The following is a 25,088-nucleotide window of genomic DNA, read 5'->3' as shown; positions in this document are numbered from 1 at the left end:
AACAGAATCCCATCTTATGATCTAGTAAAATAGTCTAGCGCACTTTCCTTGTGATTTGTTATACTAATTCTAAGGAGCTGATCTTGACACCTTGTGTTCGGCAAGTACGTTCATGTGAGCGCTTTATTGATTGAGTGAGAAAAGAGGGAATGATTTGACGAAAAAAATTGTCTTTTTAGATGTAGATGGAACATTATGTGATGATGCTGGAAATGTACCAGAAAGTGCACGCCAAGCGATCACAGCGGCACATAAGAAAGGCCATGAATTTTTCTTATGTACCGGTCGTTCAAAGGCCGAAATTACAGAAGACGTGTTGGCACTGCCCCTAAGTGGGATGATTGGTGCCGGCGGCGGTTATTGTGAGGTGCATAATGAGGTGATTTTGCACAAAGTTTTTGAAAAAGAAGCTTTATTAAGATTGATTGATTTCTTAAAAGAAAACCAAATCGAGTATTACTTGGAATCGAACCAAGGTTTATTTGCAAGTACCAATCTAAGAAATCGTTTGCTGGAGATCGTCTTAGCAGGTGAGTCTGTTGAAAGTGAAGCAGGAAAACAACGCGTTCAAACTATTCAGTGGTTCCTTGATTTACTGATTGAGGACGAAGCGAAAATCGATTACGATGACGTGAACAAAGTTTCCTTCATCAATCATTCCATTCCTTATGAACAGGTCCATGACCAATACCACGAACAATTCCAAATGATTCGAAGTACGGTACCTGTTTTTGGCAAAGATAGCGGCGAGATCGGCATCAAGAATATCCACAAGAAAACAGCCATCGATTTTCTCTTGAACCATCTAGGGATCGATAACAAAGATACCTTGGCGTTTGGTGACGGCCATAATGATGTCGAAATGTTTGAAGCTGTTGCGACGGGAATTGCAATGGGCAATGCCTGTGAACAGCTATTGGCAGTAGCTGACGAGGTGACGGCTCGACCAGAAGACGGCGGGATTGCGCAAGCGCTCCAAAAGCACGGCCTCGTGTAGCTACTAAAAAACATGATTAGCACATGCTTTTTTATGCTAGTCAGGTTTCATAGCAACAAAGTTCAGAAGACCTGTAAAGTGATCGACAGAGTAGTTTTTTGCTTCATTCTTGTGAAGAAGACTCTGATTAGAAAGAAGTACTATCAGTGACTATACAACATACAATAGGTAAAAGGGGACAGAAGCCGAATTCTGGGCCTCTTTTTTTATTTCTAGATAAGATTTAACTGGGGACAAGACATGCACCCCAACTTTGGAAGCGGATACGTTATAATTTAGATACAATCAAACTTGGCCAAGGGAGATTAAAAAAATGGATAATAATCGATTGAATTTCATTTATAAGTTAAATCATATTGTGAACGAAAATGAAGTAGGGACGGTTGAATTTGAACTTGCTAAATTTTTCTTAGAGAACTTCAAAAGCGTGACTCGCTGGAACATTTATCAGATTGCAGAAGAGCAGCATGTATCACGGGCCTCCATTCGACGATTTGCGAAACAATTGGGCTACGAGAACTTTTTAGATATGAAAAAAAACGCGGAAACTTTTGATGATGGAATCAATGAATTTCTAAAGTTTTACGGCTACTCTGATTTTTTGCCTAAGCTTCAAGCCAATATTACTTCGCTAATGGAAGAATTAAGTCTGCGGTTTAATACACAAGAAGTCGATCGTCTTGTCCGATTAATCAATGATAGCCGGGAAGTTATGATTTTGTGTTCAAGCAATATTACTGGTAGTGTAAAAACTTTCCAGCAGCGAATGGTTATCTTTGGTAAAAGAATTACTTTATTAACATCAAAGAGCGATCTGACATTAGCCTTGGAACATTGCCAAGATCCCTTGATCATTGTTTTTTCGCTATCGGGTCTCTTCGTCTCTTCTATGCTTGAAATACTAAAAGAGGTCAAGGCACCAACGATTTTGTTTACAAATAATAGAAACCCGATCTATAACCGCTATTTTGATAAATTGTATCATTTAAGTTCACAAACACATGAGAAAGAAATCACTGAGCTGCTTTACTATACGTATGGCATTGATTTCGTACTTGATCTACTATTCAATGGTTATTTACTTAAATTTAAGAGAGAAGGCAATGGGCATGCATTATAAAGATAAACCACTATTTCCAAAGGATTTTTTATGGGGCGCTTCAAGTGCGGCGTGGCAAGTTGAAGGGGCTGTAGCAGAAGATGGGCGTTCAACTGCGATCATCGACTTAAACAGCAAAAAGAAAAAGCCCTATACAGATAATTCGATTGCCGCTGATCATTACCATAAATACAAAGAAGATGTCCAATTAATGGCTGATGCGGGCTTTACTTCATATCGCTTTTCGATTGCTTGGCCTAGGATCTATCCTGATAATTCAGGGGTGCCCAATCAATTAGGCATTGACTTTTACAATCAGCTGATTGATGAATTAGTTGAACATGGCATTACTCCAATCGTCACTTTGTATCACTACGATATGCCAGTCTGGGTTGACGAAGAATTTAATGGTTGGTACGACCGAGGCATCATTGATGCATTTGACCAATATGTTAGAACCTGTTTTGAGTCATTCGGCGATCGTGTGAAATACTGGCTGGCAATTAATGAGCAAAACATGCAAATTGTCTATGGAGACTGGTTAGGAGTATGCAAATACCCAGAGACTTGGTTTGAAGATAAGTGGAAAGTCAATCATATTATGAACCTATGTCATGCAAAAGCGGTGATTGCGTGTCATGAATTGGTTGAAGACGGCAAGATCGGCCCGGTTCCTGGGATGGTTCCGTTTTATCCTGAGTCAGCAAAACCAGCAGATCAGATTGCAGCGATGAATGCAGAAGAACTGACGGAAAAAATCTGGAATGATTTTAATGCAAATCGTGAATACAATGGTTTTATTAAACGTTATTGGAAAGAAAATAATATTGATCCCGATATTCGCCCTGGGGATATGGAATTGGTTGCACAAGCAAAAATCGACTTTTTCGGCATCAACTGTTACCGTAGCAACGTAGCGAAGGAGTCACCAGTGGCATCCGATCATCAAGAAATTGGGTTGAACAAATCGGGGAAAAAAGGGGAATTTGTTTACCCAAATTATCCAGGGATTTTTGCGCAAACGGTCAATCCTTTTGTCGAGACAACCGATTGGGATTGGGAGATCGATCCAGTTGCTATGCGTTACTTGTTACGCTATATGGAAGACCACTATCATTTACCAATGGTGATTACTGAGAATGGCTACGGGGCGCATGAGACGCTGGGTGAGGATGGACAAGTACATGATCAAGAACGAATCGATTTTTTAAATGATCAGATTTATCAAGTCGGATTGGCGATTGAAGATGGCGCAAAAGTCTTTGGTTATAATCCATGGTCCTTTACTGATCTTTTGAGTACAGGCAATGGGATGGCGAAGCGATATGGACTTGTCTATATCAATACAACTGATGAAGACTTACTGGATTTACGTAGAATCCCGAAAGATTCTTACTATTGGTATAAAGAAGTGATCCAATCAAATGGTCAAACGTTAGCACGTCCAAAAGGATGAGAAATGAGCGATAGAAGAAAGAGCTTCTATCGCTCCAAAAACTACTTTAATGAAAGCGGTTTATAAAATAAAGTGAGGATGAATCACTATGTCAAACTATCATGAACTGGTTGCGTATATTATAAAAAATATCGGAGGAATCGAAAATGTTCAAACAGTCAATCACTGTGCTACTAGGCTTCGTCTACAGCTAAGTGATCCGACCGCTTTTGATGACAAGCAATTAAAAGAAAACAAACTCATTTTGGGCACAGTGAGAAGAGGACATGAAGTTCAACTGATCATCGGTCCGGATGTGCCAAAAGTGTATGCAATTTTTACAGAAGAGCGAAATCAAATGAATGGTCAGGCGAAGGAGGAACGAAAAACGAAGCGCACCCTCAAAGACTACGGCTTACTGATTGTCGATTTTATCAGTGGAACCTTCGTTCCGGTTCTGCCCGTATTGGTAGCTGCTGGGCTGGTATCGGCGGTATTGAATATTGGTGTGACCTTTTTCGGACTTGCAGCTGACAGCGGGACCTACACGATTTTAAATGCCATCAACGATGCGGGTTTTTATTTTCTGCCGATTTATATTGGGTATAGTGCTGCTAGAAAACTTGGTATCAATGGTTTGATGGGTATGTTCCTAGGTGCGATCCTCGTCCACTCATTGATCAATGGCGTGGAAGGATTGAATTTCTTAGGAATCGTTATCCCAACGATGAGCTATAATACAACGACTATTCCCGTAATATTTGGTGTTTTGTTTATGGCGGTAATGGATCGAATCGGGGATAAGTGTATTCCGCAATCGATCAAGTATTTCGTCAAGCCATTATTAGTTATTTTAATTACAGTGCCTGTCACATTAATTGTATTAGGGCCAATTGGAAATGCAGTGGGCGGATACATTGCTAGTGGGTTGAGCTTTTTATACGACAAACTCGGTTGGTTTTCAGTTGGTGTCTTAGGAGCAATGACTCCGCTATTGGTCATGACCGGCACCAATCAAGCGTTGTTCCCCTTGGTCTTTGCTATGTTAGGGGACTACGGCTATGATTCATTTGTTATGCCGGCTATGCTAGCAGCTAACGTTGCCGTGGGTGCATCAGCCTTAGCTATTTCTTATACAGAAAAAAATACTGAAAAACGAGCATTGGCTCTTTCTTCAGGACTGACTGGTGTGATGGGGATCACCGAGCCGGCTATTTTTGGCATCTTGATCAACTATCGAAGTGCTTTTATAGGAGCGATTCTAGGTGGTGCAGTAGGTGGGATCATGGCAGGATTTGTTCAACTAAAACAATATGCAGTTGTTTCACCAGGTCTGGTTGCGATCCCGACTTTTATCCCGACAGATGGTTCTGGATTCAATAGCAATTTTTGGTTTGCAATTGTCGTCATTCTTCTAGCAGTATGCGTTTCTTTTACTACAACGATTCTCTTAGAACGAAAAAGAGTTCAAGTAAGTCAAATGAGTAAAGCCGAAGATGCTTTGAAAGTCAGCAGTCCAATATCGGGAAGCGTTGTTTCCCTTGAGACAGTCAAGGACCCGATGTTTTCGGAAAAAATGATGGGGACGGAGTGGCGATCATTCCTTCTGATGAGACCATAGTCGCTCCTTTTGATGGTTATGTGATTATGACTACACCCACCAAGCATGCGATTGGCTTAAGAGGTGAAAATGGGGTCGAACTTTTGATCCACATCGGGATCGACACGGTTCATTTAGATGGAAAAGGATTTACTCTTTATGTAGCTGAAAATCAATACGTTAAAGCTGGAGAAAAACTGATTTCTTTTGACGAAAAAGAAATCAGTGCAGCAGGCTATGATCTAACGATCCCCATCATTGTCACAAACACAGCTGATCATGAACCATTTGCTCAGACGATACAGCAAAAAGTAAATAGCAGCGAGTATTTATTTTCAGTTCAATAATGGGTTCCCAATCATTTCTTTTTCAAGCTTCTTAACGCGGACATCAACTATACCTTCAAGTGAAAGCCCTGTCCTGAATTTTCAGCAGGGCTTTTTTATTTGATGCCCTTTCTTTGTCTCTACCAATGAATTGTATCGAAAAAATCCAGAATATTTCGAAAAATACCATTGCTTATTTATGGCAAAACCATTAGTATTATTAGAAAAACTGATGGTGAATCGATGATAAAGCGTGGCTTTAACAGTGAGAAAGCCGGATCAGTGGCATGAAATAGGAGTGATAAGTGTGGAAGAGTTATGGAATGTATTGAAACCAGCCGAACAAGTCGAACTGAAATTAAGAAAATTGTATACGCAGCATCATTTTTCACCTTATCACTCGAACAACTTTGAAGAGTATCGCAACTATCAGCAAAATGATCAGTTTTTGCGTGGTTCTTCCATCATCACGTTTACAGGCACGGATGGCAGGACGATGGCTCTAAAACCCGATGTTACCTTGTCTATTGCCAAAAATACACCGTCTGGAGAGGCGCGTAGAGTGTATTACGTGGAAGATGTCTATCGACAGGATCGTCAAGCTGGGGAATACCAAAAAATCGATCAAATCGGTTTGGAGCTCATTGACCAAATCACGTGGGAAGATCAACTGGAGGTTGTAAAACTGGCGTGGGAAAGTTTGGCTCAGGTGGGAAAAGGAACCTTAGATCTGTCCCATATGGGGATTTTGGACGGTATCTGCCAACGCTTCCCCGAAGCGGATCGACAAAAGGTACTGCACTGCCTGCGGGACAAGAGTTCTCATGGCATGGATGCACTGACTGTAAAGGCTGGCTTATCAGCAACAGAAGCTGAAAAATTAGCGAAACTGGTACGTTTGTCAGGTGATTTTGAAACCAAGTATCAAAAAGCCAAAGAGCTGCTGGCAGAATATCCCCAAGCACAAGCTGGTTTAGCAGAACTGAACCAACTGTATCAAGCATTGCAAAAAGAGCAACTGTCAGCCTCCATTCGGATAAGGTTGGATTTTTCGATTTTAAATGATGCCGATTATTACAGTGGTTTGCTGTTTCAAGGATTTATCGAAGAAGCAAGAGAGACGATTTTATATGGCGGCCGTTATGATCGCTTAATGAGTCGGCAAGGCAAAGCGCAAGGGGCGATCGGGTTTGGTATGAAGCTCAACCATGTAGGGCAAAAGTTGCCGACTGACAACGAAAGTTCAGGCTATTTGAACATTGCGCTGCCAAAAGGCCGTATGGGGGATGCCGTATACGATTTGTTCACGAAAGCCGGAGTCGCTGCGCAAGGCGTCTTTAAAGACAATCGCCAACTAATTTTTTGTGATGAAGAAAACAAGCTGCGCTTTTTCTTAGTCAAGCCTAGCGATGTAGCAATCTATGTGGAGCACGGAGTGGCGGATATCGGTGTCGTAGGCAAAGATATTTTAATGGAAAGCAAGGCGGAAGTCATCGAATTTCTTGATTTGCATATGGGGGTCTGCCGTTTGGCCGTAGCGGCGCGTAAGGAATTCGAGGAAGATTTCTCCCGACCGCTGCGGGTCTCTACAAAATATCCGCAGATCACCCGCCAGTTTTATCAAGGGTTAGGTCGCTCGGTGGAATTGATCCAACTGCATGGATCGATTGAATTGGCCCCTTTATTAGGTCTCTCCGATGTGATCGTTGACATCGTCGAAACGGGGACGACACTAAAAGAAAATGATTTAGAAGTGATCCAAGACATCGCGCCGTCTTCAGCGCGATTAGTGATCAACCACGCCACGTGGCGTTTCAAGCAAGAACGCATTCAAACAGTGATTGAGAAGGTGAGGGAGCAATTATGAGAATTTTTTCGACCCAAAAAGATACGATCGAAACGATTGTGGCAAGGAAACAGTCGGAAACGAAGGATGTTTCAACCGTTGTCGCCCAAATCATTGCCCGTGTTCAGCAGCAAGGAGATCAGGCGTTGTTTCAATTAATTGAGGAAATCGATCAAGTGACCTTGTCTTCCTTAACCGTCAGTCCAGGGGAGATAGACGCGGCTGTCCATGCCGTCTCACCCGAGCTGCTTAATGTGATGGAACAGGCGAAAGAAAACATTTTGGCATTTCATCAAAAACAAGTCCAGCAAGGCTTTGTCTTAACGAAGGAAAATGGCGTTGTGATGGGACAGCGGGTCTTACCATTAGCAAAAGTCGGGGTCTATGTTCCTGGCGGCACAGCAGCTTATCCAAGTACGGTTTTGATGGATGTCCTGCCGGCAAAAATCGCCGGGGTCAAAAAAATCGTTATGATCACACCGACGGACAGTCAGGGAAAAGTTCCGGCTGCTATTTTAGCGGCAGCTTCCGTTGCCGGAGTGGATGAAATCTACAAAGTCGGTGGGGCCCATGGCGTAGCGGCATTGGCTTATGGAACAGAAACAATTTCCAAAGTCGACAAAATCGTCGGACCGGGAAATATTTATGTCGCCACAGCGAAAAAAATGGTGTACGGCGAAGTTGATATCGATATGATCGCAGGGCCCAGCGATGTGCTGATCCTCGCTGATGCCAGCGCAAATCCTCGCTGGCTGGCGGCGGATCTTTTGGCACAAGCCGAGCATGATCCCTTAGCGCAAGCCATCTTAGTCACAACAGAAGCAGCTTTGATTGAAGAAGTCCAAGCCGAGCTTGAGTTGCAGCTGAAGCAACTGCCCCGCAAAGACATTGCTGCTGCGGCGCTTGAATCTAGCGGAAAGCTGATTCTGGTCAAAGATTTGACCGAAGCACTTACCATTGCCAATCAAATTGCTCCAGAACACCTTGAATTAGCGGTGGCTGATCCTTTTGCATTATTGGGACAAGTAGAAAATGCGGGCAGTGTCTTTTTAGGTCACCATACACCGGAAGTACTGGGAGATTATTTTGCTGGACCAAATCATACCCTACCGACAGAAGGGACGGCTCGTTTCTATTCGCCGTTATCAGTGGATGATTTTATTAAGAAAAGCAGTTATTTGTATTACCCAGAGGCAGCCATGAAAGCAGCTGGTCCAGCTGTAGCGTTGTTCGCGGAAACCGAAGACTTGATCGGCCATGCCCGTTCGATCAATGTACGAAGAGAGGGAGAAAAATGACCTTTTTACATCAAAAGTATCACAAGCTGACTCCTTATACACCGGGGGAACAAGTAGATGAGCAAGTCGTTATTAAACTGAACACCAATGAAAGTCCTTATCCGCCAGCGCCAAGTGTTCAAGCAGCGGTTGCTGATGCCGCCCAAAAGCTGAATCGTTACTCGGATATTGCTGCTGAAGTGGTGACAAACCCTCTGGCTGCCTATCTTGGCGTTACGCCAGCCCAACTGTTTCTCGGTAATGGCAGTGACGAAGTCTTGTCCTACCTCTTTCAAGGCTTCACGGAAAACGGCATCGCCTTTCCCGATGTGACCTACGGGTTTTATCAAGTATATAGTGCCTTGTACCAAGTCGCTGCCACCGTTGTTCCGCTGCAAGAAGATTTCTCAATCGCGTTAACGGACTACGATTCACTCAAAGGGACCGTCATTTTTGCCAATCCCAATGCCCCGACTGGGGTTTATCAAGAACAAAGCGAAATCTGTGCCTTTCTAAAACGGCATCCCGATCGCTTAGTGATTGTCGATGAGGCCTATATCGATTTTGGCGGCTCTTCAATGGTTTCTATGATAGATCAATACCCAAATCTCTTAGTCGTGGGGACGTTTTCAAAATCTCGGCAGCTGGCAGGGGCACGCCTAGGCTTTGCGGTTGCTAATGAAGGACTGATCAAAGACTTGAATCGGTTGAAATTTAGCTTGAATCCTTACAATGTCAATAGTTTGACCCAAGCCGCTGGTGCAGCCGTTTTGCAAGAACAAGCGTATGTCGATGAGAAGATCCAAGCAACGATCCACGTGCGTGAGTGGAGCAAGCAAGCCCTAGCGAAACTCGGCTTTGAGCAGACCGACAGCCAAGGAAATTTTTTGTTTGCGAGGCACCCTGCGATTGCTGGGGAAGAGTTGTATCAGGCACTGAAAGAGCAGAAAATCTTCGTCCGCTGGTTTAATCAGCCCCGCATCAAAGAGTATTTGCGAATCACGGTAGGAACGAGGGTCCAGATGGAACGATTGATGACGGTGTTAACAACGATCATAGAAGAGGTGAAGGAATGAGAAAAGCAGAAGTTACCCGCAATACGACTGAAACCAAGATCCACCTGCAGTTGACGATCGATGGTACTGGTCAGCAATCAATCAAGACTGGTGTGGGGTTTTTAGACCACATGCTGGAATTATTTGTCCGCCACGGTCGCTTTGATTTGACGTTGGTCTGTGATGGCGATACAGAAGTAGATGCCCATCACACAACAGAAGACGTTGCCATCGCCATTGGCCGAGCGTTTTCAGAAAGTCTTGGGGAGCGACGAGGCATCAAACGCTATGGCAGTATGCTGCTGCCGATGGACGAAGCCTTAGTCATGACAGCGATCGATATCAGCGGTCGTGGCATGGCAGTCGTAGAGTTGGCGATACCGAGCGAAAAAATCGGGCAGCAGTTTGATACGGAATTGGTTGAAGAATTTTTCATTGCTTTTGCCCGTGAATTAGGTGCTACGATCCATCTCCATCAAATCGCTGGGAAAAACAGCCACCACATTGTGGAAGCTTGTTTTAAAGGCTTTGGGCGTGCCTTAGGTGAAGCAGTAGCGATCAATCAAGCAGCCCCAGATGAGATCCCTTCAACCAAAGGGACGATCCAGTGATACATGAGGGAAAAATGATTACGTATCTTCCACACAGATGGATGAGATAAGGAAAGGGGCGTATTATGTTAGCAATCATCGACTATGGGGTCGGCAATTTGTTCAGCTTGTCTCGTTCGCTGGATTATTTGGGTGTTGACTGCCGAATCACGCGTTCACTAGCAGAATTAAAAGCTGCCGACCGCATTCTTTTACCCGGCGTAGGCGCTTTTGGCGATGCCCGCCAAAAGTTAGCAGAGTTGTCTCTGATCGAACCGATCCAAGAATTGGCAGCAGCTGGCAAACCCTTTTTAGGCATTTGTTTAGGGATGCAGCTGTTGTTCGACAGCAGTGAGGAGTTTGGCACACATGCGGGGCTCGGTTTGATTCCAGGACGGATCGTTTCCATGCAAAGCGCCTTTGAAGAAGCCAAACTGAATCTGAAAGTGCCACAGATTGGTTGGAATCGTTTGAATGTCAGAAAAGAAAGCCCCCTCGTCAGCGGGTTAGGGGAACAAGACTTTGTCTACTATGTCCACAGTTATTTTGCTGCTGATTGCCAAGAGTATGTCGTGGCAGACAGTGACTATGGTCTAGCAATTCCCGGTATCGTGCAAAAAGACAATGTCTTCGGCACTCAGTTTCATCCAGAAAAAAGCGGGGCAGTCGGGTTGAAGATTTTAAAAGCATTTACGGAGGTGCCGCTATGAAAATTTTTCCAGCAATCGATCTGTTAGATCAAAAAGTGGTCCGTTTGTACCAAGGAGACTATGAGCAAAAAGAAGTGTTTGGGGACGATCCAGTGGCATTTGCTCGTTCCTTTGAAGAAGAAGGTGCCAACTATCTGCACCTCGTCGACTTAGATGGTGCCAAAGCCGGCAAACTCCATTACTTTGATGTCGCAAAAAATATCGTCCAGCAGACCAATCTGTTTGTCGAAGTTGGCGGCGGGATTCGTGAGGAAGAAACGATCCAACATTGTTTGGCAGCAGGCGTTCATCGGGTGATCCTCGGCACGATTGCCCAGAAAGACCCAGCATTCACAAAAGCGATGCTCAAGAAATACGGCAATAAGATCGCCATTGGAGTCGATGCCAAGGAAGAAAAAGTGGCAGTGGAAGGCTGGCTCGAGAAAACGGCAACAGACGCGTTTACTTTTTGCCAACAATTGGTGGCATGGGGAGCGCAAACGATCATCTTTACAGAAATCTCCCGTGACGGTACAGGAGAAGGCATCAATCTGCCCTTATACGAAAAACTCAATCAATTGGATTGCGACATCGTGGCTTCTGGCGGCGTGGCTTCATTGGCAGATATCAAAGGATTAAAACAGTTGGGCATCTCTGGCGTGATCGTCGGGAAATCCTTATATAACGGCAGTCTCCAATTGGCCGATGTCTTAGCAGCAGGGGAGGCAGAAGCATGATCGCCAAACGAATTATTCCTTGCCTTGATGTGCGAGATGGGCGAGTAGTGAAAGGGGTCAACTTTGCTGGCTTAAAAGATGTCAATGATCCGGTGACTTTGGCGCGCTTTTACAATGAACAAGGCGCCGATGAGCTGGTTTTTTATGACATTACTGCTTCTGCAGAAGAACGCGGCTTATTCACGGACATTTTGCAGCGCGTAGCGTCAGAAGTGTTTATTCCTTTGACGGTAGGGGGCGGCATCAATCAGGTAGCAGATTTTGAACGAGTCTTAAACTGTGGCGCCGACAAAGTCAGCGTCAATTCGGGGGCGCTTCGCCGACCAGAGTTGATTGCAGAAGGTGCGAAACGCTATGGCAGCCAGTGCGTTGTTTTATCCGTCGATGTTCGCCGAGTCGGTGAGAACTGGCATGTGTTTGCCAAAGGGGGGCGGGAAGATACAGGCTTAGAAGCATTGGCGTGGATTCGCCAAGCCGAGCAGTTAGGTGCGGGTGAACTAGTCATCAACAGCATGGATACCGATGGCGTGAAGCAGGGGTTTGATCTCGACTTGCTGAAAGCTGTCAGCGAAATCACCAAATTACCGATCGTCGCATCGGGTGGTGCTGGCAAAAGTGCCGATTTTATCGAGCTGTTTCAATTGCCAAATATTGAAGCAGGACTGGCAGCCTCGATTTTTCACTATGGCGAGGTAAAAATCCCAGAGCTGAAAAAACAATTACAGGCAGTTGATATTCCCGTACGAATCGTATAGAGTAGGCGTTTTGATAGGCAACAGAAGGAGTGGATAACATGGTGCAAGTACGATTTGATGAACAAGGATTGGTTCCAGTGATCGTGCAGGATGTGGAAACGAATGAAGTCTTGACTTTGGCTTATATGAACCAAGAAAGTTTGACCTTGACCTTGAAGGACCGATTGATGACCTTTTATTCCCGCAGTCGTCAAGAATTGTGGCGCAAAGGAGAAACCAGCGGCAATTACCAGCATTTAGTGTCATTGACAGCAGATTGCGATCAAGATGCCTTAGTCGCCAAAGTAAAAAAAGACGGACCTGCTTGCCATACAGGCACAGAAAGCTGCTTTACAGAAGTGCTTTATGGTACAGAATCCTCTCCGACCATCGATGCGTTGTATGAGCTGATAAAAGGTCGTAAAGATACGCCGCAAGAAGGCAGCTATACCAGCTACTTGTTTGAAAAAGGCAGTGAGAAAATCTTAAAAAAAATCGGCGAGGAAGCAACCGAGGTCGTGATTGGGGCGATGAAGGAAGACCGTCAAGAAACCGTTTATGAGATTGCTGATTTGGCGTATCATACATTGGTTTTAATGGCAGAAATGGGGATTGATTTAGCGGCTATTCGCCAAGAGCTTGCCAAGCGTCATGTTGTGGATAAGAAAGTCAAACAAGAGCGGATGCAATAACGGTCAGGATTTTTCAGTAGAAAGAAAGTAGCTGACGATAAAAAAGAAGCCCTTCAGCTATTGCTTGAAGGGCTTCTCATCCGTGAGGAAAAAGTTGATCTGCTGGTTCTTTAAGTGAGCACATAAAATTGCTATTTGTTTTCTAACTCTTCGATCAATTCTTTCATTTCTTTGATTTCTTTTTCCTGTGCGTCGATGATTTTTTCTGCAAGTTCTTTTACTCTTGGATCAGACAAATCGGCATTTTTACTGGTTAGAATCGCAATCGAATGATGGGGAATCATGGCTTTCATCCAGGCTGTATCTCCCACGGCAGTTTGGCTTCTGACCATAAAAAGTGAACTAAAAAAGAGTGCAACACTGACAACTAGAATGCCGATATTCATTTTCTTGTTGTCATACATCTTCCACATAAACAATAGCATGATGATCGCCATCATCGCGCCCATCATAAGTGCCATAAACAGGCGGGTTTGGCTGAAAAAAATATGATCGAGGGCATAGACATTGAAATACATCATACAAAACATAATCACCGTCGATACCCCAATCATTACCAAAAATTTCCCATACTTCTTCATTTCTTTCCTCTCCTTTTTGTATACAAAATAAAAACAATAAAGCAATCCAAAACATCATCGTACCAGATGCTTTTTTTTGTTTATTGTTTTGTTAGAATAAATTTACTCCCTAAATCAAGTATAGCGGAGGAAGTAGAATGAGAGAAGCGATATACATTTGAACGAAAACAATGGGTTCTTAGAGTAAAAAAGCGAAAACGGGATTACTCGTCTAGGTTTATTTGTTATAATCAACCTAAGAAATGGATGGTGTATAGAATGAATCACAATGATCGCTTGACGCGTTTACGCTATGCTTTGGATATCAAAGATACTGACATGGTGAAAATTTTTGAACTTGGCGGCGCTTCTTTCACGAAAGAAGAAGTAAGACAATTATTGAAGAAAAAAGACCCTGAGACCTACGAGATTGAGTGTACCAATGAAGCCTTTGAGCGTTTCTTAAATGGTTTGATTCGCTCGCAACGAGGAACAAAGTCAGATGCTGCAGAACCTGTCTTAGAGTTGAACAATGGCAATGTGAATAATTTGATGCTGAAGAAAATAAAAATCGCCCTTTCCCTAACAACGGATGAAATGCTGAACATTTTCGAGCAAGCGGGAGTTACGGTTTCAAAAGGTGAACTGGGCGCCATTTTACGCAAAGAAGGCCATCGCAATTACAAGCCATGCTTAGACAAATATGCCCGCAACTTTTTAAAAGGATTGACGATCGAGTATCGGGATAACTAGTAAAAAATCAATAATAGACTGAACTTACAATGGGGCGCCTAAAGAGATGCATGTTATGTGTCTCTTTTTATGTGTGTAAAAATAACAATTTAAATCAGTGATTGGAACACTGACCGAGTCCAAGCTTGGAGCATGAAGAAGCAGGTTAAGTGAACGATCTGTTTGTTTGAATAACCTGTTCGTTGAAACCTGACAAGTTTGGTCATTTCTGATACAAATGTTGACGTGTTCAGAATGATGAACCATGCAATACTATCAAAATGAACAGGAGCATCCTGTGTCTAAAAGTTGTAATTAACAAGTCATCACCATCATCAGAAGGCGAAGTTTGTAGATAGGTGAAAGATAGGAAAGCGTATCGTATTTAAACGAATATAAAAGGAGAATGTTATGAAAAGGAAATTTTGGGGCTATTTGTCATTGGCGATCTTGTTAAGTCAGCCTGTGTTGGCACCTTTGGCACAAGTTATGGCTGAGGAACAGGAAACCATTCCATCAAACAAGGAAATAACGACACTAGGAACATTAGAAAAAGTGGAGGAGACTACTGAAACAGTCGCTTCTTCTCGTATAGAAGAATTCAACGGGGACACCACAAGTAACTCAGAATCGCAAGAAGTGTTTAATGATGATGAGAAAAATGGCTCGACGGAAAGGACAGAAAAAAAACTACCTGATTCAAGTGAAGACACAGCTAGCTTGGCAACCGAATCGTCAGCAAAAATGAAAGAGGCATTCTCTGATCGCAGCGTTCCATTGGACGCTTGGATGCCGGATAAGAATTTGCAAAATGAGGTAGCGAAAGGGCTAAACAAAACAGTTGATACAATCACTCAAGAAGATATGGCGAATCTAAAACAGCTAGATTTTTCTTCTTTAGTCAAAGACACAGTAGTCGATTTTACTGGCTTAGAATACGCTAGCAACTTACAAGCGTTATATACGACGTCTATTATTGCTGCGAATGTTCCCAAAATCACTATGGCGGACAATGCAACATTGTTTACCCGTCCTAATGTACTAGCACAAATTTTTCCAAAAGGATCTTTTTCAAATATCCACATAGGAAATTATGATGCCTATTTGACAGCCCAAGAATTAATTGGGGTTGGTCAATATCTTAGTGGGTGGGTTACAGATTATCTGACGGTCTATGCAAGTAGCATGACGGATTTTTCTAAGTTAGAGCTATCTGCAGAACACCATCAAAATTCCCAACTATCTATTATGACTCAGGAGAAAATACTATTAGAGCCAATGTTAGTAAAAGACGGCCAATCTGATGTTCTTTATAAAGACCGTATGATGGTTGATACCCAAGGAAATGCGTTGCTCTCTTCTTTGTCCAACAAAAAGTATTCTTATTCGATTCGGGGGATAGATAAAAATGGCTATATCTTTCCCTTATATGAAAATGATGGGTTTGAACTTACTGAAGAAGGGATTCAATTTAAAAATATTCCCGCCAATGTTGATTATTTATCAATCACTTCTTTTGTTCCTAATCGTTTATCCACCGAGAGAGCTGCTAGTACAGGTACCATTCAATATTTAGTGAATTATCAACTACCTGTGAAGTATGTGAATACTGCAGAAGATGTGAGCGTCAAGTATGTTGATGAAAATAAAAAGACATTGTTACCAGACGTCACTTTATCAGGGGTTGTTGGTGAACCGTATACGACACAAGAAGAGCCGATTGCTGGCTATACATTGAAAGAAATCCAAGGGGATAAAACAGGTACTTTCAGTGATACCCCGCAAGAAGTCGTTTATGTATACAAACGCAGTGATGCCGCACCCGTGACAGTAAGATACGAAGATACAGAAGGCAATCAGTTAGCAGAATCAACGATTCTGAACGGCAAAGTAGGTTTGCCATACGAGAGTGAAACCAAAGAACTTTCAGGCTGGACGGTGACTCAATCGCCAGCGAATGCCAAAGGCATCTTCAGTGACACCGCGCAAGAAGTGGTCTATGTGTATGAACGTAGTGATGCTGCACCAGTGACGGTAAAATACGAAGATACAGAAGGCAATCAGTTAGCCGAACCAACGATTCTGAACGGCAAAGTAGGTTTGCCGTATGAGAGTGAAGCCAAAGAACTTTCAGGCTGGACGGTTTCTCAAATACCAAGCAATGCCAAAGGGATGTTCAGTACTACCGCACAAGAAGTCATCTATGTGTACGGTGCTGAAAAAGAGAATAAACCAGAGGATGATTCAGGAGCAGATACGCCTGAATCAGAAAACAAAACCCCTGAAGAAGAAAAAGAGGATAAATCAGGAAACAAAGACAATCAAATGAACACACAAACCAACACACAAACCAACGGGAAAAGTAAATTACCTGCCACAGGAGAGCAACTAACAGGTCAACGAATCATGGGCTTTTTGGGAACGATCATTGTTCTATTTTCTTTCTTAGCAATTTGGCGAAGAAAAAGAAAAACTGAGAATTAAAGCTTCTCTATAAAGAGTAAAATATGTCCAGAATGGACGATTGGTTTAAAAAGTTAACCTTTTATGGAGTGGGGCGATCCACTCCTTTTTTGTAGGATGGATTGGACGGTTTCCTCGTCTCCTTAATCTTTGAATGGATTTTATCTGACTATTCCCAGTAGCTCAAAGAATTTCTGATCATTTGAGACTCTGATTCTTTATCAGACTAACGTTCCAAGACAATCTCGAATAACAGAATTATTTAGCAAGAATGTTTCATTGAGAGAAACGAATGAATCAACACCTAGGAAATGAAAATGCACGTTTAAAAGAGTATAATTACTGTAAAACTAAAGTTAAGAGGTATTACTATGTATAAATTTCTTTTAACTAAATTGGATCAAGATGTCTATGAGCTATTTGCGTATTTTTTTGAACATGCCATTGATCGTGAACTATTGAGTGACCTTGCGGATCATGTGCATTTATCAAAAAGAAGAATCGTTTTAGTTTTTGAGCGTGCCAGAGACTTACAAAAATCATACCCTTTTTTTGAAATCGACATGCGAGAAGGAAGGGAGCTAGCCCTTGATTTTGCGCCTAATTTTTTGTTGTCAAAATTCTATTCGGTTATGTTAGCAGAAAGTATGCCCTTTCAAATTTTAGACAGACTCTTTAGTGATAAATACGTGTCTTTGGAAGAAACCGCCCAACAACATTATGTCAGTAATCGCACGGTTCAAAGAAAGCTCAAGGAAGTAGAAACGATTCTTGAGAATTATCAAATCAAATTGAATTTAAAAAAGAAACCGTTATTTGTAGCGGAAGAATACCGAATTCGTCATTTTTTCCATATCATGTATTGGCAGATCTATGATGCGACGAATGTGCGTTATATTGGATTGTCGAAGCAAAGTGTTCGTGCATTGAAGGAGAAGTTGACAAGTTATCCTAGTTTTTATCGCGGTATCGATCAGGAAAAATTTATCCAACTGCTTGCACTAAGTCTTTATCGTTTTAAAAGAGGTTTTCCGGTAAAAGAGATTCCTCAAGAGATGAAGAAAATGGTCCATCACACGATTTCCTACGAGCAATTCAAAGAAGAGCTCATAAAACCATTGCTAAACGCTAACTTGATTCTAAGTGACGTTCCAGAAACAGAGTTTCTCTTCTTATATTATATGTTTTCTGTGATGACGACGTATTTGCCTGAAGAGATTCCTAGCCAACTAAGAGTTGTTGATCACTTCTCGGAAGGATCAATTGCAACAGCAAGACTGTTTGCAAAAACTGCTCAGAAGATCTTTCTCGTCCCTGAAGGGGAGATCGAGTATCTTTTCGTTAATGCCTTGAACATTCATTCTGTGTCACTCCTCTTTGCGTCGAAAAATAAAATTGATGCTTTTGGAAAAACGACAACGGATAAAGATTATCGCAGAGTCTTTCCCAAAATTTTTCCACTCGTGCAGGAGATGTACCAAGCGTTAGCCCAACAATCCCCAATTTTTACTACCATGTATGCTTCCAATAATCGACTGCTTTTTCAATACAGCATGCTTCTTTCAATTGTAGCAAAAATCGATCGAACGACAGTCCGCATCTTTCATGAATCAAAATTTGGAAAAATTCAAGAAATCAGACAAAAAGAACGATTGAAACGCTGGTTTGGCTATACCCTCGCTTTCGTTTCAGAAAAACCAGATTTTGTGGTGACCGATTATCCAGTTGATCGGCAAGCCTTTTTGGACCAAAATCCAAACGTCCAATTTTTTAAGTGGAATAGCTTTCCAACCGGTGACCGGTGGCTGGAACTAATTGAAGCGGTGGAAACATTTCAGAATACCTCCAATAAAAAATACAATGAAAATGATTGATTTACCCAAGATTCAGCAAACAGGCAGTATTCTCAAATCTGAGAGGACTGCCTGTTTTTCTTTATAGCCAGAGGATAGAAATTTGCTGAACAACAGTGTCACACCTTCTATAGCTTGCGAAGTATGTTCGGAGATAAAGGTGATTATGTAAATGAACTGTACTAACTAGAATCAGTATTTATATAACAGGACGTATTTTGTATTTAATCAGTCACATATTGACGCGTTTCCAGCTAAAAACCGTGTGATAATACAGACATACAAAACTGGAATAAATCATTTTACATAAGAATCAACCATTAAAATACAGGAGGTGCTGGAGATGGAGGAACCATTTAAAATCCACACATTGCAAGAATATTTGAACTTTTATATTGAGGAATCTGAACGGCTTTTCAGTAAAGATGAGTATGGGAAAATCAAAGAAAAAATCCATAGAAACTGTTTAGAAATTCGCATGGCGATTCAAGAAATCAATCAAAAAAATTTTTTCGAACAGCTTGCGAAAATCAATACCCTTGAAGCAGAGATTTTGATTATTTTAGAGTGTAGTGAGCTTCGAGGCAGTGACAGTGTTGTGCCTTTTACTGAAGCGGAAATCTTGCAAGTGGCAAAAGAAGACAGCAAGACTTACTTTAAAGAAAGGTGCGGGCTGACATTGATCGCCCCAACCCCTCATTCCTTGCATTTTTCGGTGGAGTAGGAATTTATCAGTTGGAATGTACGGATTGACGCTCAAAGACAAAAAAAGCAATAATATGACCAAGTCAATTAATAGACATGGTTTTTATTATAAAAAAATAGAAAGGGGAAACAAAACGAATGAAGCGATACGATATCAATGAGGACTGGGCACTTTCAGGTGTGATTGAAGCGGGAAATTTTGTTTTCGTGGGCTATTGCGTGGGGAACATCGGGCAGCCAATAGAGCAACAGATTGTAGGGGCATTGAATCATTTAGAAGAACGTTTGAAATTAGTCGATTTGACATTTGCAAATGTGGTTCAAATGGATGTACTTTTTAAAGATGTGTTTGATATTCCAGTGATGGAGAAGCTCTTAAAAGAAACCTTCCATGGGAAATTTCCGGTTAGAAAATCAATTCAGACAGCTTTCGCTCATTCTGGAGAGGTAGGCATTCTTTTTCAAATCGATGCTATTGCTTTTAAGGAAGATCAGGGAAAGTAAGTTCGTAGAAATCAAAAATGGGCTTCGATGTTTTTGCTTGTTAGCCGTAGGATAAAGGGAGAAGATCAAGAGAGTCTTGGCTGTTTCTATGAATAAGAATGATAAACAAAAGGGGCTGAATATCCAGTCTCTTTTTTTGTATCTCTATATAGCTATTATTTCCTTCGAGTTAATTGGATTGATCGGTTACACCCAAAGTTTTTTACGAGGACTCCGAACGCTTTGTAAACATAGTGTGAACCAGTTCTAGGAAGTAAGTTAAACTATATTTCTTTAATTTGTTCACACTTTCAGAGACACAATCATTCATATTCTTTATTTTCGTTTTATAAAATAGGACTTATTTTGTCATATTCATGACAATTATTGTCGTGTTCGTCCCTGAAAACCATGCAATAATGCAGTCATAAGGAATGAGTCAGCGAACGTATTACATAGATGTAAGAAGTAGTTGTCAATGGGCAGCTTTTTTTAATTGGAGAGAGTGTAGCTGATCTTATTTACTTAATTTGAAAGAGGGAAAAGCAATGAAAAAACCAGCGAAGAAAGAACTTTTATCACGTATTCTGATCAGTTCTTCTGTTTTTATATTAGGCAGCCCATTGATCACGCAAGCAATTGTCAGTGTTCCGGCAGTAGCTGAAACGATCAGCACTTCAACGACAGAAGAAGTAACACGAAGTACAAATGAATTCATATCTGAACAACAAGAAGGAATAGTCGAACAAGCTACAGGTGAAGAAACCGTCGATTCAGAAACACAAGTAGTAGAAAGTACAGGGGAACATGGGGCATCGGAGTCATCACAAGCAAGTGAAGATCAAGTGGAACCATCCACAGAGCAAATGACAGAATCCTCCAGTGAGCCAGAAGCCGCTGAGAGCAGTACAACATCTGATGAGGAGTCGAAAACAAAAGTAGCGGAAGCAGAAAATATCCTTTGGTCAGGTAACTGGGGAACCGCTCCAGCCACATTAGATATTGAAGGGGTTTTGACTGTAGGAGCAGGTACATTGACAACGGCGGTGGACCAAGTGGTTCCTTTAACGGACGAACTTAAGAACATGGTCATAAAAAAAGTTATTCTCACTGCGCCCGTCATTTTGCCAGCCGATGTGGCAGGTTTGTTTGAGAGCTACTCTCACAATGGCACTGTACCCTCTCAATTGAATGAGATTGTTGGGTTGACTTATCTTGATACGAGTCAAGCGACCACGATGAATAGTATGTTTTATGGCTATAGCGGATCTACATTAGATTTATCGAATTTTGATAGCTCCGGTGTTATAAATTCTTTAGGTGCCGGGATGAACGAATTTTTTGGACAGGTACGCTACCTAAGAGAATTAACATTAGGACCAAAATTCAGCTTTGTTGGGTGGAACAATTGGTCAAGCAATCCCTATCCAGTGAACTTAGTTGACCCTAGTGGAATGTATGGTTTTCATTCCAGTTACTATACCGGCTATTGGCAAAATGTAGGGGCTGGCACCATAGATGCGCCATACGGTGAACATATATTAAAATCAGAGGAACTAGTGTTGACCTATGATGGCGCGACGATGGCTGACACCTATGTATGGCAGCCTCGGTTTATTGAAGGAGCACCAGTCACAGTCAATTACCTAGATGAAGAGGGTAATGAATTATTGCCACCTAATGTATTGACTGGTGGAAATATTGGCGATTCAATTGAAGTTGTTCCTGAGGATATTCCTAACTATACATTGAAGGAAGTTCAAGGAGAGGAACAAATTGTCTTTAGCAATGTTCCGCAAACGGTCACGTATATCTATAGTCCTAAAATAGAAAGTAATGAGGAAAGAAAAATTGTCGCACGAGTCATTCACTATTTGCATGAAGACGGTACAGAAGCTGCTCCAGATAAAGTAGACACAGTTGAATTTACTCGAGAAGTAAGGACGAATCTAGCCACTGGCGAAGAAACCTTTGGTGAATGGCAAGCAAGAGATGATGATACGATATTTGATTTAGTCAAAAGTCCAGAGATAGTCAACTACTATACAGACAGGGAGTTTATCGATGAAGTTATCGATGTAAAGGCCGATTCAGAAGATATTGAAGAATTTGTCATGTACTCGCCAAAGATAGTCGAATCTACGGAGACCAAAGAAGTCAAGCGAATGATCCATTATGTGTATGAAGATGGTAAAGAAGCCGCGCCAGACAATGTCGATACGGTCACCTTTACACGCACAGTGACAACGAATGAAGCAACAGGGAAAAATACCTATGGCGAATGGCAAGCCAAAGATGATGATACGACGTTTGACGAAGTGTTAAGTCCAGAAATTGACAAATACAATGCAGATCAAAAAACGGTTGATAAAGTCACAGATTTGACGGCAGAATCAGAAGTTCTCGAAATAACTGTGACTTATTTGCCAAACATGATCGAATCTACGGAGACCAAAGAAGTCAAGCGAATGATCCATTATGTGTATGAAGATGGTAAAGAAGCCGCGCCAGACAGTGTCGACACGGTCACCTTTACACGCACAGTGACAACGAATGAAGCAACAGGGAAAAATACCTATGGCGAATGGCAAGCCCAAGATGATGACACGATGTTTGATGAAGTGTTAAGTCCAGAAATAGACAAGTACAATGCAGACCAAAAAATGGTTGATAAAGTCACAGACTTGACGGCAGAATCAGAAGATTTCGAAATAACCGTCACTTATTCGCCAAATATGATCGAATCTACGGAGACCAAAGAAGTCAAGCGAATGATCCATTATGTGTATGAAGATGGTAAAGAAGCCGCGCCAGACAGTGTCGACACGGTCACCTTTACACGCACAGTGACAACGAATGAAGCAACAGGGAAAAATACCTATGGCGAATGGCAAGCCCAAGATGATGACACGATGTTTGATGAAGTGTTAAGTCCAGAAATAGACAAGTACAATGCAGACCAAAAAATGGTTGATAAAGTCACTGAGTTGACTGCAGAATCAGAAGATCGCGAAGTGACTGTCACTTATTCGCCAAACATGATCGAATCTACGGAGACCAAAGAAGTCAACCAAACGATCCATTATGTGTATGGAGATGGCAAAGAAGCCGCGCCAGACAAACCGGACACTGTTACTTTTACACGAACTGTCACAATAAATGAAGCAACAGGTGACAAAACTTTTGGCGAATGGCAAGCGAAAGATGATGACACGAAATTTGACGAAGTGAAGAGTCCTGAGATCAAGAACTATCACGCAGACAAAACAAGCATCGAGGAAGTCACAGGTTTGACAGCAGAAGACAAGGATCGTGAAGTGACTGTTACTTACTCACCAAATATGACCGAGTCAACAGAAACCAAAGAAGTCAAACGAATGATCCATTTTGTATATGAAGACGGCAAAGAAGCCGCCCCAGACAAAGTAGACACGGTTACGTTCACTCGAACGGTCACCACGAACGAAGCAACTGGTGACAAGACCTATGGAGAATGGCAAGCCCAAGATGATGATACAACGTTTGACGAAGTGAAGAGTCCTGAAATCAAGAACTATCATGCAGACAAAGCAACAGTCGAAGAAGTTACAGGGCTGACAGAAAAATCAGAAAATCGTGAAGTAACAATCACTTACTCACCAAATATGACTGAATCAACAGAAACCAAAGAAGTCAACCAAACGATCCACTATGTGTATGAAGACGGCAAAGAAGCCGTACCAGATAAAGTAGACACGGTCACGTTCACGCGGACGGTCACCACGAACGAAGCAACTGGCGACAAGACCTATGGCGAATGGCAAGCCAAAGGTGATGATACAACATTTGATGAAGTGAAGAGTCCTGAGATCAAGAACTATCATGCAGACAAAACAAGCATTGAGAAAGTCACAGGTTTGACAGCAAAGGACAAAGATCGTGAAGTGACTGTTACTTACTCACCAAATATGACTGAGTCAACAGAAACCAAAGAGGTCAAACAAACGGTTCATTATGTGTATGAAGACGGCAAAGAAGCAGCCCCAGACAAAGTAGACACGGTGACCTTTACACGCACAGTGACAACGAATGAAGCAACTGGTGACAAGATCTATGGAGAATGGCAAGCCAAAGAAAACGATACGACATTTGACGAAGTGAAGAGTCCTGAGATTAAGAACTATACCGTCGATAAGGAAACGATCGAAGCAGTTACAGGAGTAGCGGTTGATAATCAAGACATCGAAGTCACCGTTACGTATGTGCCAAAAATGGAAACCGCAACAGAAACTGAGGAAGTCAAGCAAACGATTCATTACGTCTATGAAGATGGTAGCAAAGCGGCGGACGATCATACCGATAAAGTCACGTTCACCCGGGTGATAGCAAAGAATTTGGCAACTGGTGTAGTGACCTATGGCGAATGGAAGGCAAAAGACAACGACACGACTTTTGCTGAAATTTCCAGCCCAATGATTGAATATTGCACACCAGATAATGAGTTGATCGAAGCAATTACGAATATTCAACCCGATGCAAAAGATACCGAGTTGACTGTGATCTACAAAGCAAATACGGAAACGAAAGAGGAAAGTAAAGAGGTTTCGCGGACGATTCATTATGTTTATGAAGATGGTAGCCAAGCGGCAGAAAGTTATACGGAAACCTTAACCTATACACGCACGGAAACAACCAATCTGCTGACTGGTGAAGTCGCATATAGTGACTGGACAGCCACAAATGGTGACACGACATTTGATGAGGTGAAAAGCAAGCAAATTGAGGGCTACACGGCAGACCTGACGACAGTCAAAGAACAAACAGGAATGACTGCAGAAGATGAAGATACGGAGCTGACTGTGACGTATATAAAAAATGCAACAGACGAAGCCAATCCAACAGACTCATCAAAAGAGTCAAGCAACACGCCAAATGATCAGACAAAAACAGATGATAACACACTGTCTACTGATATGAAAATAACGACTAACGTATCAGAAACAACAAGAACAGTCACGAGTGAAAAAAGTCTTCCAAAAACAGGAGAGAAAGAGGAACCCTTCATATTATACGCTGGAGTGACTATGGCGGTATCATCCCTGCTAGCATTTTTCTTAAGACGCTTAAGACAGAAACGAAAATAAGAAATCAGAAAAAGCTTTCTTTTGAAATGGAATAGAATACTGGCGAAGTAGAAGACTGCTGATAATTTCCCATACTAATCTTGGAAATTTAT

General features: G+C 42.1%; 20 protein-coding genes. 19 read left to right on the top strand and 1 reads right to left on the bottom strand.

The window, feature by feature from the left end; translation table 11 throughout:
- The first annotated feature begins 154 nt into the window (after nt 1-154).
- The 13 genes from IGI89_RS01590 to hisIE all read left to right on the top strand — a co-directional run bounded on the left by IGI89_RS01590 (nt 155) and on the right by hisIE (nt 13,077).
- On the top strand, nt 155-997 hold the full coding sequence (locus IGI89_RS01590) for a Cof-type HAD-IIB family hydrolase (RefSeq protein ID WP_034878757.1): 843 nt from the start codon (nt 155-157) through the stop codon (nt 995-997).
- A gap of 313 nt (nt 998-1,310) precedes the next feature.
- Nucleotides 1,311-2,117, top strand: a complete 807-nt coding sequence (locus IGI89_RS01585; protein WP_005237449.1) for a MurR/RpiR family transcriptional regulator — start codon at nt 1,311-1,313, stop codon at nt 2,115-2,117.
- Nucleotides 2,107-3,552, top strand: coding sequence for a glycoside hydrolase family 1 protein (locus IGI89_RS01580; RefSeq protein WP_005237448.1), 1,446 nt, complete (start codon nt 2,107-2,109; stop codon nt 3,550-3,552). Before IGI89_RS01585 ends, IGI89_RS01580 begins: the two co-directional genes overlap by 11 nt.
- Before the next feature lie 88 nt (nt 3,553-3,640).
- Entirely contained in the window at nt 3,641-5,152 is a 1,512-nt protein-coding gene (locus tag IGI89_RS01575) for a PTS transporter subunit EIIC (RefSeq protein ID WP_438735203.1), read from the top strand.
- Nucleotides 5,122-5,478: a PTS sugar transporter subunit IIA gene (locus IGI89_RS01570; RefSeq protein WP_438735201.1), complete on the top strand. Its 357-nt coding sequence runs from the start codon at nt 5,122-5,124 to the stop codon at nt 5,476-5,478. The genes IGI89_RS01575 and IGI89_RS01570 overlap by 31 nt, the downstream gene beginning before the upstream one ends.
- A gap of 286 nt (nt 5,479-5,764) precedes the next feature.
- The gene (gene hisG / locus IGI89_RS01565; RefSeq protein WP_438735200.1) at nt 5,765-7,324 is read left to right on the top strand and encodes an ATP phosphoribosyltransferase; all 1,560 of its coding nucleotides are present in this window, start codon (nt 5,765-5,767) and stop codon (nt 7,322-7,324) included.
- Nucleotides 7,321-8,601 carry a histidinol dehydrogenase gene (hisD, locus tag IGI89_RS01560; protein WP_438735199.1) on the top strand — a complete coding sequence of 427 codons (1,281 nt, stop codon included), beginning with the start codon at nt 7,321-7,323 and terminating at the stop codon, nt 8,599-8,601. The genes hisG and hisD overlap by 4 nt, the downstream gene beginning before the upstream one ends.
- Nucleotides 8,598-9,656 carry a histidinol-phosphate transaminase gene (hisC, locus tag IGI89_RS01555; RefSeq protein ID WP_438735197.1) on the top strand — a complete coding sequence of 353 codons (1,059 nt, stop codon included), beginning with the start codon at nt 8,598-8,600 and terminating at the stop codon, nt 9,654-9,656. Before hisD ends, hisC begins: the two co-directional genes overlap by 4 nt.
- Nucleotides 9,653-10,246 carry an imidazoleglycerol-phosphate dehydratase HisB gene (hisB, locus tag IGI89_RS01550; RefSeq protein WP_005225202.1) on the top strand — a complete coding sequence of 198 codons (594 nt, stop codon included), beginning with the start codon at nt 9,653-9,655 and terminating at the stop codon, nt 10,244-10,246. Before hisC ends, hisB begins: the two co-directional genes overlap by 4 nt.
- A gap of 65 nt (nt 10,247-10,311) precedes the next feature.
- Nucleotides 10,312-10,935 carry an imidazole glycerol phosphate synthase subunit HisH gene (hisH, locus tag IGI89_RS01545; RefSeq protein WP_301387971.1) on the top strand — a complete coding sequence of 208 codons (624 nt, stop codon included), beginning with the start codon at nt 10,312-10,314 and terminating at the stop codon, nt 10,933-10,935.
- On the top strand, nt 10,932-11,651 hold the full coding sequence (gene hisA / locus IGI89_RS01540; RefSeq protein ID WP_194199805.1) for a 1-(5-phosphoribosyl)-5-[(5-phosphoribosylamino)methylideneamino]imidazole-4-carboxamide isomerase: 720 nt from the start codon (nt 10,932-10,934) through the stop codon (nt 11,649-11,651). The genes hisH and hisA overlap by 4 nt, the downstream gene beginning before the upstream one ends.
- Complete coding sequence (hisF, locus tag IGI89_RS01535; RefSeq protein ID WP_005225205.1) at nt 11,648-12,406, top strand: imidazole glycerol phosphate synthase subunit HisF; 759 nt, start codon at nt 11,648-11,650, stop codon at nt 12,404-12,406. The genes hisA and hisF overlap by 4 nt, the downstream gene beginning before the upstream one ends.
- A 38-nt stretch (nt 12,407-12,444) precedes the next feature.
- Nucleotides 12,445-13,077, top strand: coding sequence for a bifunctional phosphoribosyl-AMP cyclohydrolase/phosphoribosyl-ATP diphosphatase HisIE (gene hisIE / locus IGI89_RS01530; RefSeq protein WP_010747556.1), 633 nt, complete (start codon nt 12,445-12,447; stop codon nt 13,075-13,077).
- A 131-nt stretch (nt 13,078-13,208) separates the two neighbouring features.
- Here the strand turns inward: hisIE and IGI89_RS01525 are convergent, their stop codons facing one another.
- Nucleotides 13,209-13,658, bottom strand: a complete 450-nt coding sequence (locus IGI89_RS01525; RefSeq protein WP_005237438.1) for a DUF305 domain-containing protein — start codon at nt 13,656-13,658, stop codon at nt 13,209-13,211.
- A gap of 258 nt (nt 13,659-13,916) precedes the next feature.
- Between IGI89_RS01525 and IGI89_RS01520 the strand changes: the two genes are divergently transcribed.
- The 6 genes from IGI89_RS01520 to IGI89_RS01495 all read left to right on the top strand — a co-directional run bounded on the left by IGI89_RS01520 (nt 13,917) and on the right by IGI89_RS01495 (nt 24,996).
- Nucleotides 13,917-14,390 (top strand): DUF1456 family protein, encoded by a 474-nt coding sequence (locus IGI89_RS01520; protein WP_086299161.1) that lies wholly within the window; start codon nt 13,917-13,919, stop codon nt 14,388-14,390.
- A gap of 390 nt (nt 14,391-14,780) precedes the next feature.
- Nucleotides 14,781-16,853: a MucBP domain-containing protein gene (locus IGI89_RS01515; protein WP_438735196.1), complete on the top strand. Its 2,073-nt coding sequence runs from the start codon at nt 14,781-14,783 to the stop codon at nt 16,851-16,853.
- Nucleotides 16,854-17,203: 350 nt separating this feature from the next.
- On the top strand, nt 17,204-18,706 hold the full coding sequence (locus tag IGI89_RS01510; RefSeq protein WP_420657435.1) for a helix-turn-helix domain-containing protein: 1,503 nt from the start codon (nt 17,204-17,206) through the stop codon (nt 18,704-18,706).
- A 322-nt stretch (nt 18,707-19,028) separates the two neighbouring features.
- On the top strand, nt 19,029-19,409 hold the full coding sequence (locus IGI89_RS01505; RefSeq protein WP_008377151.1) for a DUF7006 family protein: 381 nt from the start codon (nt 19,029-19,031) through the stop codon (nt 19,407-19,409).
- A 119-nt stretch (nt 19,410-19,528) separates the two neighbouring features.
- On the top strand, nt 19,529-19,894 hold the full coding sequence (locus tag IGI89_RS01500; protein WP_008377153.1) for a RidA family protein: 366 nt from the start codon (nt 19,529-19,531) through the stop codon (nt 19,892-19,894).
- Between the two features lie 527 nt (nt 19,895-20,421).
- The gene (locus IGI89_RS01495) at nt 20,422-24,996 is read left to right on the top strand and encodes a mucin-binding protein (RefSeq protein WP_438735194.1); all 4,575 of its coding nucleotides are present in this window, start codon (nt 20,422-20,424) and stop codon (nt 24,994-24,996) included.
- The last annotated feature ends 92 nt before the right edge of the window (nt 24,997-25,088 follow it).

Origin of the sequence: Enterococcus sp. AZ141, assembly GCF_051714385.1 — a bacterium.
GTDB classification, from domain to species: Bacteria; Bacillota; Bacilli; order Lactobacillales; family Enterococcaceae; genus Enterococcus_D; species Enterococcus_D entomosocium.
Note: the sequence above shows the minus strand (reverse complement) of the source record. Positions and strands in the feature narration are given on the sequence as shown.

Bases quoted from the DNA above. Each gene is read 5' to 3' on its own strand.
- hisD (WP_438735199.1), top strand. From the start codon at position 7,321: ATGAGAATTTTTTCGACCCAAAAAGATACGATCGAAACGATTGTGGCA.
- IGI89_RS01510 (WP_420657435.1), top strand. From the start codon at position 17,204: ATGTATAAATTTCTTTTAACTAAATTGGATCAAGATGTCTATGAGCTA.
- IGI89_RS01585 (WP_005237449.1), top strand. From the start codon at position 1,311: ATGGATAATAATCGATTGAATTTCATTTATAAGTTAAATCATATTGTG.
- IGI89_RS01505 (WP_008377151.1), top strand. From the start codon at position 19,029: ATGGAGGAACCATTTAAAATCCACACATTGCAAGAATATTTGAACTTT.
- IGI89_RS01580 (WP_005237448.1), top strand. From the start codon at position 2,107: ATGCATTATAAAGATAAACCACTATTTCCAAAGGATTTTTTATGGGGC.
- IGI89_RS01520 (WP_086299161.1), top strand. From the start codon at position 13,917: ATGAATCACAATGATCGCTTGACGCGTTTACGCTATGCTTTGGATATC.
- hisB (WP_005225202.1), top strand. From the start codon at position 9,653: ATGAGAAAAGCAGAAGTTACCCGCAATACGACTGAAACCAAGATCCAC.
- IGI89_RS01495 (WP_438735194.1), top strand. From the start codon at position 20,422: ATGAAAAAACCAGCGAAGAAAGAACTTTTATCACGTATTCTGATCAGT.
- hisC (WP_438735197.1), top strand. From the start codon at position 8,598: ATGACCTTTTTACATCAAAAGTATCACAAGCTGACTCCTTATACACCG.
- IGI89_RS01515 (WP_438735196.1), top strand. From the start codon at position 14,781: ATGAAAAGGAAATTTTGGGGCTATTTGTCATTGGCGATCTTGTTAAGT.
- IGI89_RS01500 (WP_008377153.1), top strand. From the start codon at position 19,529: ATGAAGCGATACGATATCAATGAGGACTGGGCACTTTCAGGTGTGATT.
- IGI89_RS01575 (WP_438735203.1), top strand. From the start codon at position 3,641: ATGTCAAACTATCATGAACTGGTTGCGTATATTATAAAAAATATCGGA.
- hisF (WP_005225205.1), top strand. From the start codon at position 11,648: ATGATCGCCAAACGAATTATTCCTTGCCTTGATGTGCGAGATGGGCGA.
- hisIE (WP_010747556.1), top strand. From the start codon at position 12,445: ATGGTGCAAGTACGATTTGATGAACAAGGATTGGTTCCAGTGATCGTG.
- hisH (WP_301387971.1), top strand. From the start codon at position 10,312: ATGTTAGCAATCATCGACTATGGGGTCGGCAATTTGTTCAGCTTGTCT.
- IGI89_RS01525 (WP_005237438.1), bottom strand. From the start codon at position 13,658: ATGAAGAAGTATGGGAAATTTTTGGTAATGATTGGGGTATCGACGGTG.
- hisA (WP_194199805.1), top strand. From the start codon at position 10,932: ATGAAAATTTTTCCAGCAATCGATCTGTTAGATCAAAAAGTGGTCCGT.